We start from the raw sequence: 15,354 nt of genomic DNA on the forward strand, positions 1-15,354 counted from the left end.
AATCTATTAAAATATTAACATTTACCGTTTTGAAATTCTACTAGTTTTGGATAAATATTATTTGATATGAGTACAAAACTAAACTGGGAAGGTATTTATCCTGCTGTATTAACTCCTTTTACAAAAGAAGGGGAGATAGACTTTGAAATGTTTGCCCTTAATACAGAAGCCCAGATTAAATCTGGCGTTCACGGAATTATTCTTGCAGGAACACTGGGAGAAGCCAGCGTTTTAGAAACGGAAGAAAAATTTGAGCTGCTGAAATACGCAAAAAAGATTACCCAAGGAAGAATTCCTGTCATTCTTAATCTTTCTGAAAATACAACCAAAAATGCAATATATTTCGCTCAAAAAGCAAAAGAATTAGGTGCAGATGGCCTCATGCTGCTCCCACCGATGCGCTATAAAGCAGACAGCCGTGAAGTAGTAGAATATTTTAAAGCTGTGGCTACTGCTACAGATCTTCCTATCCTCATTTACAATAATCCTGTAGATTACGGAATATATGTTACTATTGAAATGTTTGAGGAGCTTATTGAATACCCAACCATTCAGGCTGTTAAAGAATCTACAAGAGATCTTGCGAATGTAACCAGAATGATTAACCGTTTTGGCAAAAGGATCAAAATCCTCGGAGGTGTGGATACGATTTGTCTGGAAACATTGATGCTTGGAGCAGATGGCCTAGTAGCAGGGCTTGTAGATGCTTTTCCTAATGAAACAATGGCTATGTACAATTATGTTAAAGCAGGGGAATATGAAAAAGCTGTAGCCATCTACAGATGGTTTATGCCTTTGCTGGAGCTGGATATTCATCCCAAACTTATTCAGTATATTAAACTGGCCGCCACTTCAGAAGGAATAAGCAGTCCTTATGTACGGGCACCGCGCTTGGAACTACAAGGAGAAGAGGCTGTAAGAATTAAAGAGATCATTGAGCAAGGCAGAGCCAACCGCCCAATATTAGACTAACACCAAAAATAAAGCGATGATGGAAGAAACATCAAAAGAAAATATGGATAGGAGAATTCAGATGGCTGCCGAGGCATATCAGTTTCTGAAAAATACAAATATAAAAGAACGATCTGAATTTATGAATGCTGTTGCCGATCAGATTGAAGCTTTAGGAGAAGAACTTCTGACAACAGCACATGCTGAAACATCATTACCTTTAGCAAGACTTACCGGTGAAAAAGCCAGAACAACAGGACAATGGAGAAGTTATGCAAAAGCTGTAGCCACAGGAATATACACTGAACCAAGAATTGACCTTGCACAACCCGACAAACAAAAAGGAGACCTCAGAAAATATAATGTAGGTATAGGACCTGTGGTTGTTTTTGGTGCCAGTAACTTTCCTTTTGCATTTTCTACGGCGGGAGGTGATACAGCGAGTGCTATTGGAGCAGGATGTCCTGTGATTATAAAAGCCCACCCGGCACATGCTAAGACTTCACAAATGATGGCTGATGCTATTACGGCTGTTGTAGCAGCATTCGGATGGCCGGAGGGGATCTTTAGCCATATTATCGGAGTTTCCAATGATGTAGGAGCTTATCTGGTTCAGCATAAAGACATCCATGCTGTAGCATTTACCGGCTCATTCAATGGAGGAAAAGCTTTATTTGATTTGGCTAGCCGTCGTGAAAACCCTATTCCGGTATTTGCAGAAATGGGAAGCATCAACCCCATATTTGCGATGTCGCATCTACTTGAAAACAAAGCTGAAGCACTGGCAAAAGAATATATTGCTTCTTTAACACTAGGAGTAGGACAATTCTGTACCAACCCGGGAGTGTTTATTGCGCTTAAAGGAAAATCCCTTGACCGCTTTATCACTGCATTGAAAAATGAAATTAAAGAAATTATTCCTTCCAATATGCTTCACAAAGGAATATTTGAAACTTTTGAAAAGCATAAAACCCTTGCAGTGGAACAACCTGAAGTAAATATTATTGCATCAGTAGATACAGAAATTGATGAATGGAAGGGACGTGCTATTGTTATAGAAACCAATGCTAAAAACTTTATTCATAATAAGATATTAAGCGAAGAAATCTTCGGACCTTTTGGAATCATTGTGACTTGTGAAACACGGGAAGAAATGACAGAGATTGCTCAACAGCTGAAAGGACAATTAACCATTACCATAGCAGCCACTCATGAAGATCTCCATGAAAATATGAATCTGATCAACCTTTTAAAAGACAAATGTGGCAGATTATTATTCAACGGGATGCCTACAGGAGTAGAAGTAGTATATGCCATGCAGCATGGAGGGCCTTTTCCGTCTACAACAGATGTTCGTTTTACCTCTGTAGGACCAGATGCAGTCAAACGCTTCGTTCGTCCCATCACCTTCCAGAACTGGCCGGGTGAATTTCTGCCGGAAGAACTGAAGAATGAGAATCCATTGCAGATCAGCAGAATAGTGGATGGTGAAATTCATTCAGGATCATTAAAATTGCAAACAACATGAACAGAACATTTTTTTGTATAGATTCTCATACTTGTGGCTGCCCTGTACGTCTTGTGGCGGGAGGCGGGCCTATTTTAAAAGGAAATTCCATGATGGAGCGTCGGCTTCATTTTATGAAGGAATACGACTGGATCCGCAAAGGACTCATGTTTGAACCCCGTGGTCATGATATGATGAGTGGAAGTATTTTGTATCCGCCTATTGACGAAGAAAATGATATCGGAGTTTTATATATTGAAACCAGTGGATGTCTTCCCATGTGCGGACACGGAACCATCGGAACAGTTACTATTGCCATAGAAGAAGGCCTGGTTGTACCCAAAATTCCCGGGAAGCTGCGCCTTGAGACACCGGCAGGAATTATTCTTATAGATTATGTGCAGGAAGGAAAAAAAGTAAAATCTGTAAAACTGACCAATGTAAAATCCTTTCTGTATGCTGAAAACCTTGAAGTTGAGTGTCCGGATCTGGGATTAATAAAAGCGGATGTAGCTTATGGCGGAAACTTTTATGCCATTATAGATCCTCAGGAAAATTTCAGAGATATTTCTGATTTTACAGCCAGCCAGCTGATTCACTATGGGAAGCTCATCAGAAAATTACTCAATGATCAATATCAATTTATTCATCCTGAAAACGAACCTATTACCGGATTAAGCCATATTCAATGGACTGGTAATCCAAAAGATCCTGAAGCCAGTGGTCGAAATGCCGTGTTAGTAGGTGAGAATGCTTTGGATCGTTCACCATGTGGAACAGGAACTTCCGCAAGAATGGCTCAATGGTATACTAAAGGAAAATTAAAAGAAGGGGAAACATTCATTCATGAAAGCTATATCGGTTCGCAGTTTATCGGAAGAATTGAAGGAACAGCCAGTGTTGGCGGAAAACCTGCCATTATTCCTTCAGTAGAAGGCTGGGCAAGAATTACTGGTTACAATCAGATTATTATTGACGATGAAGATCCTTACTGGCAGGGATTTCAGGTTATGTAAACAAACGTATGACACAGAATAAAGGAAAAGCACTTATCATTGGTGCAGGAATAGCAGGATTAAGCTCAGCATATTATCTTTTGCAGAAAGGCTGGGAAGTAGAAATTCTGGAGCAGAATGATCTTACCAACAATTGTTCCTATGGCAATGCCGGGATGATCGTACCCAGTCATTTTACGCCATTGGCCGCTCCGGGAGTGGTAGCTCAGGGAATACGCTGGATGTTTGACAGTAAAAGTCCGTTTTATGTAAAACCTTCACTTAATTCGAGACTCATCTCTTGGGGATTGAAATTTTTAAAACATTCCAATCAAAGCCATGTAGATCGTTCAGCATCCGCAATCAGGGATCTCAACCTGGCAAGCAGCATACTTTATAATGAAATTGCCCAAAAGGATGGGTTTGATTTTGAACTGAATCAAAACGGTATTCTGATGCTCTATAAAACGGAGAAAGTAGCACAGGAAGAAACAGAGCTTGCCCATAAAGCCATCAGTATGGGCTTACGTGTTGATATTCTGGATAAAGCAGGAATTCAAGCGCTGGAACCCAATACCCAACTCGATGTCATTGGGGGCATCAACTATAAATGCGACGGGCATATGAACCCCATGAAACTGATGCAACAAATGATCTCTTATCTTAAAAATAATGGAGTCATCTTCCATACTCATCATCAGGTAAAAGGGTTTGAGACTTCCGGAATTTATATTAAAGCAGTCATCGCCAATGATCAAAAATTTACAGCAGATCGGTTTGTCATGACAGGAGGTTCATTTTTACCCGAACTCGCCCAAAAAGCAGGTATTAAAATTCAATTGATGCCAGGAAAGGGCTATTCATTGATGCACCGTCCTGAAAATCCGCTCAGCCAAATAGAGCATGCTGCATTATTATTGGAAGCAAGAGTAGCTGTTACGCCCATGGATGGACAAATTCGTTTTGGCGGGACTATGGAGCTGGCTTCCCATCATGATAAAATAAATATGAAAAGGGTAGAAGGGATCATTCAGTCTATTCCAAAATATTTACCTGATTTTCAAGTAAAAATGCCCAAAGAATCTGAAATATGGTTTGGCTACAGACCTTGCGCACCGGATGGGCTTCCATACTTGGGAGAATCTTCCCGATTGAAAAATCTAATCATTGCTGGCGGTGGCGGAATGATGGGATTGAGCCTTGGACCCGTTTTTGGAAAAACAGTTTCTGAAATTGCCAACGAACAAAAACCAACAGCAGACATTCATATTTTTAATCCTGAACGTTTCAATTAATATAAATTAACCACAGTTCGGGATAAGAATTTTTGATTTATAGAGCTTGGAAGCAGGGAGATGGAAGAGGGAAGTTCTGAAGGCCATAGATTGCCGTCTTTTTTAGCTAATTTGATTTTACAGAGATTTTCAGTATCTATAACTAAAAGTAACTTCCAGCCTCCTTCTTCCATCTTCCAACCTTTTATATTTAAGAATTCAGGTTAATTAAATCCAGTTTTTATTTTGAATATTATCTCATGAAGTGAACCTTTCTTAGTTTATTTACGTACTTTTATTTAATCATTAACCAGTACGAGATTCTATTCTTATGTATTATAAAAACGAGACGATTATCATCCGTGAATTTACCCCTCAGGAGTTTATTTTGTTCAGTAAACTCTTCGAAAATGAAAATGTGACCCGCTATCTTCCCTATAAAACCCCGGAAGAATATAAAGAAATGTTTGATAAGGCATTATCAGATTATCAGGATAGTCCTTTCAGCAGATGGGGAATATTTCATGCAGAAAATAATGATTTTGTCGGAATGTGCCTGGCCAGAAATTTTTTCCATAATCCGGATCAGGTAGAAATAGGGTACACACTGGGTGAAAACTATTGGGGGAAAGGTCTTGGAACTCAGGTATGCCAGGCATTGGTTGACTATTGCCGCTCATTGAACGATACTAAAGAAATTGTTGCTGTTACCGATCTGGAAAATGCCGGATCACAAAAAGTACTTCTGAAAAACGGATTCAAAAGAATAGAAAATCTGGTCCGGGAGGAGGAAGAACTGGCTTATTTTCTATTGCAGAATCATTAAATTGGAGAACATCAACCTAATAGGTTTAGAAATAAAGCAATAACCTCATTCCAGGTTCTATATTTCATTTATCAGATAATTTGTTATAACTTGCAGGAATTATGATGTCGAAACGCTGCAAATACGCACTAAAAGCAATGGTCAGATTAGCAAGAAATTACAATCAAGGCTTTCTGCCCACTTCCGTTATTGCACAGGACGAAAACATTCCCAAAAAATTTTTAGAACAAATCCTTCTGGAACTTAAAAGAGCTAAACTGGTCAATAGTAAACAAGGTAAAGTAGGGGGGTATTATCTCTTAAAATCTCCCGATGAAGTCTCATTAGCAGATATTTACCGCATTTTTGACGGACCGATTGCCCTTACACCCTGTGTTTCTTTAAATTTTTATGAAGCCTGTGATGATTGTGTAGATGAAGCAGTCTGCTACCTTAGAAAGGAGTTGATTATCGTTCGGGAAAAGACCAGAAAAAGCATGATGGAAGCCACTCTGACTAAGTTTATCAACAAAGATTAAATTTTTTTTCATTTAAACTCTACTAATTTGATAGGAGTTATAGAATTTTATATATATTTGCAGGACTTAATTTCAATTGGATATGGAAAACAATCTGAAAAATAAATTTGATCAACTACAGGAAGAGGCTTCTGGAGGCTTACTTCAGGATAAAGGATTACAGATATTGGCGGATAGATTTCGGGGTAAGATCATCTTTTCTACAAGCTTTAGCTATGAAGATCAGGTCATCACTCATCTGATAAAGGATCTGAATATTGAAATATTTACGTTGGATACAGGAAGACTTTTTGAACAAACCTATGAAACCTGGACGAACACAAGAGCCTTTTTCAAAAAAAATATTAAAGCGTATTATCCGGATACCGAAGAATTAAAACAATTCATATCAGAAAACGGACCGGATTCATTTTATCAATCTGTAGAAAAGAGGAAAGCCTGCTGTGCCATTCGTAAAGTACATCCTTTGAAAAAAGCACTGGCCGGATATGAAATATGGATCACAGGTCTTAGGTCGGAACATTCTGCCAACCGTCAAAATATGCCGCAACTGGAATGGGATCCTGAGAATAAGATCATCAAGTTTCATCCCCTTCTCCACTGGACTTCTGAGCAGGTAGCAGATTATGTTAAAGCCCATCATTTACCCTACAACCAGTTACACAAAAAAGGATTTGTAAGTATCGGATGTGAGCCCTGTACCAGAGCTATTAAAGAAGGAGAAGATTTCAGAGCGGGCCGCTGGTGGTGGGAAGATGCCAATAAAAAAGAATGCGGGCTGCATATTCATCAATAAAAAAATAAAAAAATGTCAATACATCAATTAAACTATTTAGATCAGCTGGAGTCCGAATCTATCTATATATTAAGAGAGGTTGCGGGGCAGTTTGAACGTCCGGCGCTGTTATTCAGTGGAGGGAAAGACAGTATTGTGCTGGCTCACCTGGCAAGAAAAGCATTCCTTCACGGAAAAATACAGTTTCTCTTCGTTCATGTAGATACCGGACATAATTTTCCGGAGGTTTTGAAATTTCGGGATCAACTCGTTCGTCAGTTGAATGTCGACCTGGTCGCAAGAAAGGTTGAAGATACCATAAAAAGTAAAAAGCTGACTGAAGCTAAGGGCAAATTTCCAAGCAGAAACTGGCTGCAAACCTATACTTTACTGGATACCATAGAGGAATTTGAATTGGATGCCTGCATCGGAGGAGCAAGAAGAGATGAAGAAAAAGCCCGTGCCAAGGAAAGAATATTTTCTGTTCGTGATGAATTCGGACAATGGGATCCCAAACTTCAGCGTCCTGAATTGTGGAATATTTTTAACGGAAAAATTCACAAAGGAGAAAATGTAAGAATTTTCCCGATCAGCAACTGGACCGAACTTGACATCTGGAACTATATCCGCAGAGAAAAAATCGCATTGCCTTCTATATATTTTTCGCATGAACGGGAAGTCGTAGACTTTAACGGACAATGGCTGGCTAATTCGGAACATGTTTTTTTAGAATCCGATGATATTGTCACTACCAAAAAAATACGCTACAGAACAGTAGGAGACATGACCTGTACCGCGGCAGTAGAATCAAATGCAGAAACGATAGACGCTGTAATAGAAGAAATTGCGGCCACAAGAATCTCAGAACGCGGAGAAACCCGTATTGATGACAGAGTAACTGAAGCAGCAATGGAAGACCGCAAAAAAGGAGGCTACTTTTAATAAGCAGTCAGCAATGAATAATAAGTAATGGAATGGGCAGCTTTTACTTATTCTCACCGCAATATTACCCATTGCCCATTACTCATTACTTATAATTACAACCCATGGACATATTAAGATTTATAACAGCAGGAAGTGTAGATGACGGGAAAAGTACCCTTATCGGCAGACTGCTTTACGATAGCAAAAGTATTTTACAGGATCAGCTGGAAGTGCTTGAAAAACATTCTAAAAACAAAAATGAAGACGGGGTAGACCTCGCCCTGTTAACAGACGGACTGCGGGCAGAAAGAGAGCAGGGCATCACGATAGATGTGGCGTACCGCTATTTTTCAACTCCAAAAAGAAAATTTATCATTGCAGACGCTCCGGGACATGTGCAATATACCCGAAATATGATTACCGGAGCATCCAATTCCGAGCTGATGGTGATCCTGATCGATGCCAGAAAAGGAGTTATCGAACAGACAAGAAGACACTCTATCATCGCCTCATTATTACAGTTGAAAAAAGTAGCCGTAGCTATTAATAAAATGGATATGGTAGATTATTCAGAAGAGGTTTTTGAAACCATAAAATCAGATTATTCTACTATTGCAGAAAACCTGGGATTGAATGACGTCACCTATTTTCCGATTTCAGCGTTGAAAGGGGATAATATTGTTTCAAAATCATCAAGAACAGACTGGTATGAAGGAAGTTCCCTTTTAGAATATCTGGAACAGGTAACATTGAATGAGAAAAATAATACCGGAAGTCGTTTTCAGGTTCAGTATGTGATCCGTCCCCAGACAGAAGAGCTGCATGATTACAGAGGATATGCCGGGCAGATACTCAGCGGGAAATTTAAAAAAGGAGATACGATGGTAGTTCTTCCGGCAGGTTTAACGACTGAAATTTCTAAAATTGAAATCAACGGAGTAGAAAAAGAGGAAGCATTTGAAGGCCAGCCTGCCGTTATTCATACGGTTCATGATCTGGATATCAGCAGAGGAGATCTGTTTGCTGTAGGAGAACATCTTCCGGAAGTTGAAAATGATGTGGAAGTTCTCTTATGCTGGCTTGACCAAAAACCGCTGCAACCCGGCAATAAATACCTGTTACAACAGAATAGCAGACTCGTAAAAGCTATTGTGAAAAATGTGGATTATAAGATGGATGTGAATACGCTTAACCGGGAGCAGGCCGAAGATGAAATTAAACTTAATGAAATTGTAAAAGTGACCTTGCGAACGGCACAACCTTTGGTTTATGACAGCTTTATCCATAATAAAACAACAGGGTCTGCAATTTTGGTAGATGAAACTTCTAATTCAACTGTTGCAGCCTGTATAATTCAATAGAAACAATGGCAATTTCCAATCATTTAATGGCAAGAATTCATCAGGCTAAACAAAATAACATGCATGGATTCTTTGATAAAATAAGAACGAAAAGATGGGTTAAAGATCTTTATGAAGCTCTTTTTCTTCCCCAAAAAGACAATTCTGAAGATCAGCTGAAAAGAAATTTTGAGGCATTGCAGGAAACACTTTTTGATTTAATTCATTCGGTAACAGAGAGTAAAGACGATACTGAAGTCCACATTCATCAATTTTTTGAAGCGTTGCCTGAATTGTATAATCAGTTGGTTCTGGATGCAAAATCTATTTTGGAATTTGATCCTGCGGCAGATTCTCTGGAAGAAGTATACCTGGCGTATCCCGGCTTTTTTGCCACTTATGTCTATCGTATTTCGCACCAGCTTTGGAGCCAGGATGTAAAAATAGTACCTCGTGTGATTTCAGAATATGCCCATAGCAAAACAGGAATTGATATTCACCCCGGAGCCATAATCGGAAAGTCGTTTTTCATTGATCACGGAACCGGAATTGTTATAGGAGAAACTACAGTGATTGGAAACAATGTCAAAATCTATCAGGGAGTAACCCTGGGAGCGTTGAATGTCTCCAAAGAAAAAGCCAACCAGAAAAGGCATCCCAATATTGAAGATGGTGTGATTATTTATTCAGGAGCAACCATTTTAGGAGGAAATACAACCATAGGCAGAGAGAGTATCATCGGAGGAAATGTTTGGGTTACCCAGGATGTACCGGCCAACTCTCTGGTCTATCATAAAAGTGAAATAAAAATAAAGGATAACAGTTCATTACCGGAATCATTAACCTTTGTGATCTAAAACAAAAAAGATAAAAATTATATTGATATGAAATTTCAGAATACCTTAGAAACGATTGGAGACACACCTGTCGTAAAAATCAATAAATTATTCAGTTCAGACCATGAAATCTGGATCAAATTAGAAAAAAACAACCCGGGCGGAAGCATTAAAGACAGAATTGCATTGGCAATGATTGAAGACGCAGAAGCCAGAGGGTTATTAAATAAAGACAGCACCATTATAGAGCCTACAAGCGGAAATACAGGAATAGGCCTGGCATTGGTTGCTGCTGTAAAAGGATACAAGCTTATTCTGGTAATGCCGGAAAGCATGAGCATAGAACGCCGTAAAATTATGGAAGCATATGGGGCTGAATTCGTGTTAACTCCAAGAGAAAAAGGAATGAAAGGGGCTATTGAAAAAGCAAATGAATTATCAGAAGAAACACCCAATTCATGGATTCCGAGACAGTTTGACAACCCTGCCAACGTAAAAGTACACACCGAAACTACTGCACAGGAAATCTTAAATGATTTTCCGGACGGCCTTGATTATATTATCACAGGCGTAGGAACCGGAGGGCATATCACCGGAATCGCAAAAGTGGTCAAAGAAAAATTTCCGAATGTTAAAGTATTGGCTGTAGAACCGGAATTATCTCCAGTATTAAGCGGAGGAAGCCCCGCACCCCATCCATTACAGGGCTTGGGAGCAGGATTTGTACCTTCCATTCTGGATATCACTCTTTTGGACGGAGTCATTACAGTAGGCAAGGACGAAGCTTATGAATATGCTATCAATGCAGCAAAAAAAGAAGGTCTGTTTGTAGGCGTTTCTACAGGAGCAGCTTTGGCAGCCATTGCAAAACATTTACCGGAAATACCATCTAACGCTAAAATTCTTACCATCAACTACGATACCGGAGAAAGATATCTGTCAGTAGAAGGGCTCTTCTAAATCCTTAATAAACATCGACTTCAATGAAAACAATCATAAAATCACCAAAGGTTTACCTTATCGGTGCAGGCCCCGGCAACCCTGAACTCATCACCGTAAAAGCAGTAAAAGCCATTACGAAAGCAGACATTATTCTATGTGACCGCCTTGTAAGCCCTGAAATTATGGAAACGTATGTCAGCCAAAGCACAGAAGTAATCTATGTAGGCAAAGAGTGCAGTAAAAATGCCTCTACCCCTCAATCTCATATCAATACTTTAATGGTGGAGTATGCCCGGCAGAATAAAACCGTTGTCAGGCTTAAAGGGGGAGATGTTTCCATATTTTCCAATATTCTGGATGAATTGCAGGCCTTAAAACAAAACCATATTCCTTATGAGATTATCCCCGGAATTACAGCGGCTTTAGGTGCAGCAGCCTTTGCAGGAATGCCCTTAACCGCACGGGGATACTCAACATCAGTCCGTTTTCTGACGTATTATAAATCTGAGATTCTCAATGAAGAATATTGGAAAGAACTGGCGGCTACCAACGATACGCTTGTCTTTTATATGTCTAAAGGAAACCTTACCCGGCTTGTAGAAAAATTCAGACAGCTTGAAATTTCCGGTGAGAAAAAAATTGCGGTCATTGAGCAGGCTACAACCCCTTTTCAAAAGGTGTATACCTCCTCATTCGAGGATTTTAATACCCATTTTGGAAACAAAAACTTTGCATCTCCTTCTTTGGTGATCATCGGTAAAGTTGTGAACCTGCATGAAGAGTTTTCCTGGCTGGACAACGCAGAACAGGAAGGCCTGTATTTTAAATCCGTTGAAAACGGAAGTCTTATATCCAACCCTCAAAATTTCTTTGAATATGCTGTCTGAAACCAAATTAAATGTTCTCAAACAAATCTCCGGTGATTTTTCAAGAGATGAAGCCATCTGGGCCAGCGGATACCTGGCAGGCCTAGCCGGAGGAACATTAACTACCGCTGTACTGCCTCCTCAGCACACTGAAATTACAGCCCCGAATGCTGTGAAAAAAATTACCCTGGCTTACGGTACCGAAACCGGAAACAGTAAAAAACTGGCAACAGGTTTAGCTTCGGTTATTAAGAAAAAAGGAATTCAGGTTAAACTGGCCGATTTATCCCAATACAAGCCTAAAGATTTATCCAAAGAAGAATTCTTTTTTGTAGTGATCAGCACACAGGGAGAAGGTGAACCACCTGCACTCGCCAGGAAATTCTATGATTATATTTATGAAAATGAAATAAACCTCAGTCATCTAAAATTCGGAGTTTTAGCTTTGGGAGACAGCAGCTATCCGCTGTTTTGTAAGACAGGAGAAGATGTAGATTTCCGTTTTGAAACTTTGGGAGCCCAGCGAATTATTCCTTTAAAAAAATGTGATACAGACTATGAACAAGAGGCTGCTCACTGGATAGAACATGTATTCGAAACAGTGAATAAAAATGCTGATAACAGGACGAAAAATAGCTCAGCTTCAAAAGCTTCAACAGGCAGAAAAAAATATCTGGGTAAAGTTTCATCCATTATCAATCTAAATGATATTACTTCTGAAAAAGAAACCTATCACATCGAAATAGAAACAGAAGAAGCTCTGGTCTATCAGCCTGGTGCTGCTTTGGGAATTGTCCCGTTGAATTCAAAATCAGTAGTGGATGAAATTATCAGCCTGACAGGAATTGATCCCAAAAAGCAAATTGAAACCTCAAAAGTTACAGACAGTGCAGCAGAGCTTTTGTATAAACATCTTAACATCAGCTATCTGCTTAAATCCGTTGTTGCCCAATATGCAAAGATCACGGGACATTCTATTCCGGAAGTCCGTTTAAGCCTTCTTGATCTTTTACGAATTTATCCAGTGAAAAATGCTGAAGAATTTGAAGAAGTCATTCAGGTATTAACAGGTCAGGCTCCCCGTCTGTACTCCATATCCTCATCTTTGGAAGCTCATGGTGAGAATGAAATTCATATTACAGTTGCCAAATCAGAATTCTTTATTGACCATGAGAAACACAATGGTCTTTGCAGTGGGTTTCTCAGCGGATTTAATGAAGGAGAAGATGTTGAGTTCTATATTCAGGAGGCAGGACATTTCAAGCTTCCAGAGGCAGGTAAAGATATCATTATGATTGGTCCGGGAACAGGAATTGCTCCCTTCAGATCTTTTCTTTGGGAACGTGATGCAATAGGCGCAGAAGGAAGAAACTGGCTTTTTTTTGGAGATAGAAATTTTGTATCAGATTTTCTTTATCAGGCTGAAATCCAGGATTTCCTTAAAACAGGAAGCTTAACCCGTTTAGATCTGGCTTTTTCCAGAGATACGGCAGAAAAAACATATGTTCAGCATAAACTGGAACAAAAAGCTCAGGAAGTTTTTTACTGGCTTGAAGGAGGCGCATCGGTTTATGTATGTGGGGCCAAAGAACCCATGAGCCGTGACGTAGAGCAAACCCTTCTGAATATCATTCAAAACGAAGGAAAACGCAGTAAAGAAGAAGCACATCAATACCTTGAAGACATGGAGCTTAACGGCAGATATGCTAAAGATGTTTATTAGACTCCAACAGAAAACCCATAAAATTAAAAGAAATAAGTATGAGCAACAATAAAGATAATCTTTCACCGGTAGAAAGAATAAAAACGAGCAGTAACGGGCTTAGAGGTACATTAAAGGACAGTCTCTCCGATGATTTTACAGGAGCCATCAGAGAAGATGATCAAACCCTGATCAAATTCCACGGAATGTATCAGCAGGATGACAGAGACCGAAGGGAAGAACGCGTTTCCAAAAAGCTGGAATGGTTGTATTCCTATATGATCCGGCTGCGGTTACCCGGCGGTTTTTTAACTCCGGAACAATGGCTAGGATTGAATGAAACCGCAGAAGATCATTCAACGGGAACCATAAAAATCACCACAAGACAGACCATTCAGCTGCATGGTATTTTGAAATCCCATTTAAAGCCAACCATTCAGAGTTTTAATCTTCAGCGTCTTGATTCTATTGCAGCTTGTGGAGATGTTAACAGAAACGTGACCTGTACCGCCAATCCTTCAGAATCACCTTTACATCAGCAATCTTACGAACTGGCAGGAAAAATCAGTGAAATGTGCCTTCCTAAAACCCAGTCTTATTATGATATATGGATTGATGACGAATTAATTGTTAACAGAAAAGCGGAAGAAGATCCTCTTTATCAGGACCGCTATCTTCCAAGAAAATTAAAGATAGGAATTGCAGTTCCTCCCAATAATGATGTGGATGTATTCATTAATGATATTGCCCTGATTGCCATTATTGAAAACAACAGAATCGTCGGTTACAATATTGCGGCAGGAGGCGGATTGGGAGCTACCCACGGAAATGAAGCAACGTATGCCCGCCTGGCCTCTGTGCTTGGATTTATAGATACGGAAGAAAAAGTATTGAAGGCGGTCTATGAAATTATTACCGTACAAAGAGACTTCGGAAACAGAAGTGACAGAAAGCTGTCAAGGTTAAAATATACGATTGACAAACTCGGAATTGATCAGTACAGATCCGAAGTGGAAAAGAGAGCAGGATTCCGCTTTGAACCGGCCAGGGAATTTAAGTTTGAGCAGAGAAAAGACCGTTACGGATGGCTACAGAATCATGAAGGAAAATGGTTTTACACCCTGTTTGTTGAACACGGAAGAGTTCTCGATACCAAAGAATACCCATTGAAATCAGGGTTATTAAAGATTGCTCAGACCGGAAAAGCTAATTTCCGTTTTACCTGTAATCAGAATCTTATTCTCGCAGATATTAATGAAGCAGACAAAGCAGAAGTTGACCATATTCTGCAGGAGTACGGCATTTCAGAATACACAGAAAAAGCCAGTGCGCTTCGTAAGAATTCTGTTGCCTGTGTTGCTTTAAATACCTGCTCCCTTGCTTTAGCGGAAGCACAGCGGTATTTGCCGTCTCTGGTAACCAAAATAGAACCGGTTCTTGAAAAATATGGTCTTTTAGAGGAAGACATCACAATCCGTATGACCGGCTGTCCCAATGGCTGCGGAAGATCTCCTAATGCTGAAATCGGATTTGTAGGTACGGCATACGGTAAATATAACCTTCATATCGGTGGCGACAGACTCGGAATGAGACTTAATACAAAATTTAAAGAAAATATAGGCGAAGAAGAAATTCTTACCACACTGGATGAACTTTTCGGAATTTATGTACAGAAAAGGCTCGCAGAAGAAACATTTGGTGATTTTTCATACCGTTATTTACAAACCTTAAATTAAAGATATGGCCAATTTTCAATATAATCTGAACAAAAACAAAAACCAATCTCTTTTTTCAGGCCAGCGAATGTGCATGTGTTGTTGATTCTCCAATAACAATACATCAAAGCTGTTTCAACTTTTCTATTTAACCTCAAACCAAAGTCCGACGAATTTTAAACA

The 15,354-nt window shown here is 39.5% G+C and carries 15 protein-coding genes; 14 read left to right on the plus strand and 1 reads right to left on the minus strand.

What is annotated here, in order from left to right; genetic code table 11:
- The first annotated feature begins 66 nt into the window (after nucleotides 1-66).
- Genes FW768_RS03255 through FW768_RS03270 form a run of 4 tightly spaced genes read left to right on the plus strand, consistent with a single transcriptional unit; the run spans nucleotide 67 to nucleotide 4,748 of the window.
- Nucleotides 67-972: a dihydrodipicolinate synthase family protein gene (locus tag FW768_RS03255; RefSeq protein WP_153392350.1), complete on the plus strand. Its 906-nt coding sequence runs from the start codon at nucleotides 67-69 to the stop codon at nucleotides 970-972.
- A 16-nt stretch (nucleotides 973-988) separates the two neighbouring features.
- Nucleotides 989-2,479 (plus strand): aldehyde dehydrogenase (NADP(+)), encoded by a 1,491-nt coding sequence (locus FW768_RS03260; RefSeq protein ID WP_153392353.1) that lies wholly within the window; start codon nucleotides 989-991, stop codon nucleotides 2,477-2,479.
- The gene (locus FW768_RS03265) at nucleotides 2,476-3,474 is read left to right on the plus strand and encodes a 4-hydroxyproline epimerase (RefSeq protein ID WP_153392355.1); all 999 of its coding nucleotides are present in this window, start codon (nucleotides 2,476-2,478) and stop codon (nucleotides 3,472-3,474) included. The genes FW768_RS03260 and FW768_RS03265 overlap by 4 nt, the downstream gene beginning before the upstream one ends.
- An 8-nt stretch (nucleotides 3,475-3,482) precedes the next feature.
- Nucleotides 3,483-4,748: an NAD(P)/FAD-dependent oxidoreductase gene (locus FW768_RS03270; protein ID WP_153392357.1), complete on the plus strand. Its 1,266-nt coding sequence runs from the start codon at nucleotides 3,483-3,485 to the stop codon at nucleotides 4,746-4,748.
- On the opposite strand, the gene FW768_RS03275 is transcribed toward FW768_RS03270, so the two are convergent.
- The gene (locus FW768_RS03275; protein WP_153392359.1) at nucleotides 4,745-4,921 is read right to left on the minus strand and encodes a hypothetical protein; all 177 of its coding nucleotides are present in this window, start codon (nucleotides 4,919-4,921) and stop codon (nucleotides 4,745-4,747) included. The two genes, FW768_RS03270 and FW768_RS03275, sit on opposite strands and share 4 nt — an antisense overlap.
- 137 nt (nucleotides 4,922-5,058) lie before the next feature.
- Here FW768_RS03275 and FW768_RS03280 point away from each other — a divergent pair, with 137 nt between their 5' ends.
- From FW768_RS03280 to cysI, 10 genes are all read left to right on the plus strand, one after another.
- The gene (locus FW768_RS03280) at nucleotides 5,059-5,553 is read left to right on the plus strand and encodes a GNAT family N-acetyltransferase (RefSeq protein WP_153392361.1); all 495 of its coding nucleotides are present in this window, start codon (nucleotides 5,059-5,061) and stop codon (nucleotides 5,551-5,553) included.
- Between the two features lie 101 nt (nucleotides 5,554-5,654).
- Nucleotides 5,655-6,071, plus strand: a complete 417-nt coding sequence (locus FW768_RS03285; protein WP_153392363.1) for an RrF2 family transcriptional regulator — start codon at nucleotides 5,655-5,657, stop codon at nucleotides 6,069-6,071.
- Between the two features lie 82 nt (nucleotides 6,072-6,153).
- Nucleotides 6,154-6,867 carry a phosphoadenylyl-sulfate reductase gene (locus FW768_RS03290; protein WP_153392365.1) on the plus strand — a complete coding sequence of 238 codons (714 nt, stop codon included), beginning with the start codon at nucleotides 6,154-6,156 and terminating at the stop codon, nucleotides 6,865-6,867.
- A gap of 12 nt (nucleotides 6,868-6,879) precedes the next feature.
- On the plus strand, nucleotides 6,880-7,788 hold the full coding sequence (gene cysD, locus FW768_RS03295) for a sulfate adenylyltransferase subunit CysD (protein WP_153392366.1): 909 nt from the start codon (nucleotides 6,880-6,882) through the stop codon (nucleotides 7,786-7,788).
- Between the two features lie 104 nt (nucleotides 7,789-7,892).
- Nucleotides 7,893-9,131 carry a sulfate adenylyltransferase subunit 1 gene (locus FW768_RS03300; protein WP_153392368.1) on the plus strand — a complete coding sequence of 413 codons (1,239 nt, stop codon included), beginning with the start codon at nucleotides 7,893-7,895 and terminating at the stop codon, nucleotides 9,129-9,131.
- Between the two features lie 5 nt (nucleotides 9,132-9,136).
- Nucleotides 9,137-9,967, plus strand: a complete 831-nt coding sequence (gene epsC, locus FW768_RS03305) for a serine O-acetyltransferase EpsC (protein ID WP_153392370.1) — start codon at nucleotides 9,137-9,139, stop codon at nucleotides 9,965-9,967.
- A 27-nt stretch (nucleotides 9,968-9,994) separates the two neighbouring features.
- Entirely contained in the window at nucleotides 9,995-10,906 is a 912-nt protein-coding gene (gene cysK / locus FW768_RS03310) for a cysteine synthase A (RefSeq protein ID WP_153392372.1), read from the plus strand.
- Between the two features lie 23 nt (nucleotides 10,907-10,929).
- Nucleotides 10,930-11,775: a uroporphyrinogen-III C-methyltransferase gene (gene cobA, locus FW768_RS03315; RefSeq protein ID WP_153392373.1), complete on the plus strand. Its 846-nt coding sequence runs from the start codon at nucleotides 10,930-10,932 to the stop codon at nucleotides 11,773-11,775.
- The gene (locus FW768_RS03320; RefSeq protein ID WP_153392375.1) at nucleotides 11,765-13,477 is read left to right on the plus strand and encodes a diflavin oxidoreductase; all 1,713 of its coding nucleotides are present in this window, start codon (nucleotides 11,765-11,767) and stop codon (nucleotides 13,475-13,477) included. The genes cobA and FW768_RS03320 overlap by 11 nt, the downstream gene beginning before the upstream one ends.
- A 38-nt stretch (nucleotides 13,478-13,515) precedes the next feature.
- Nucleotides 13,516-15,192 carry an assimilatory sulfite reductase (NADPH) hemoprotein subunit gene (cysI, locus tag FW768_RS03325; protein WP_153392377.1) on the plus strand — a complete coding sequence of 559 codons (1,677 nt, stop codon included), beginning with the start codon at nucleotides 13,516-13,518 and terminating at the stop codon, nucleotides 15,190-15,192.
- The last annotated feature ends 162 nt before the right edge of the window (nucleotides 15,193-15,354 follow it).

The organism is Chryseobacterium vaccae (assembly GCF_009602705.1).
Taxonomy (GTDB): Bacteria; Bacteroidota; Bacteroidia; order Flavobacteriales; family Weeksellaceae; genus Chryseobacterium; species Chryseobacterium vaccae.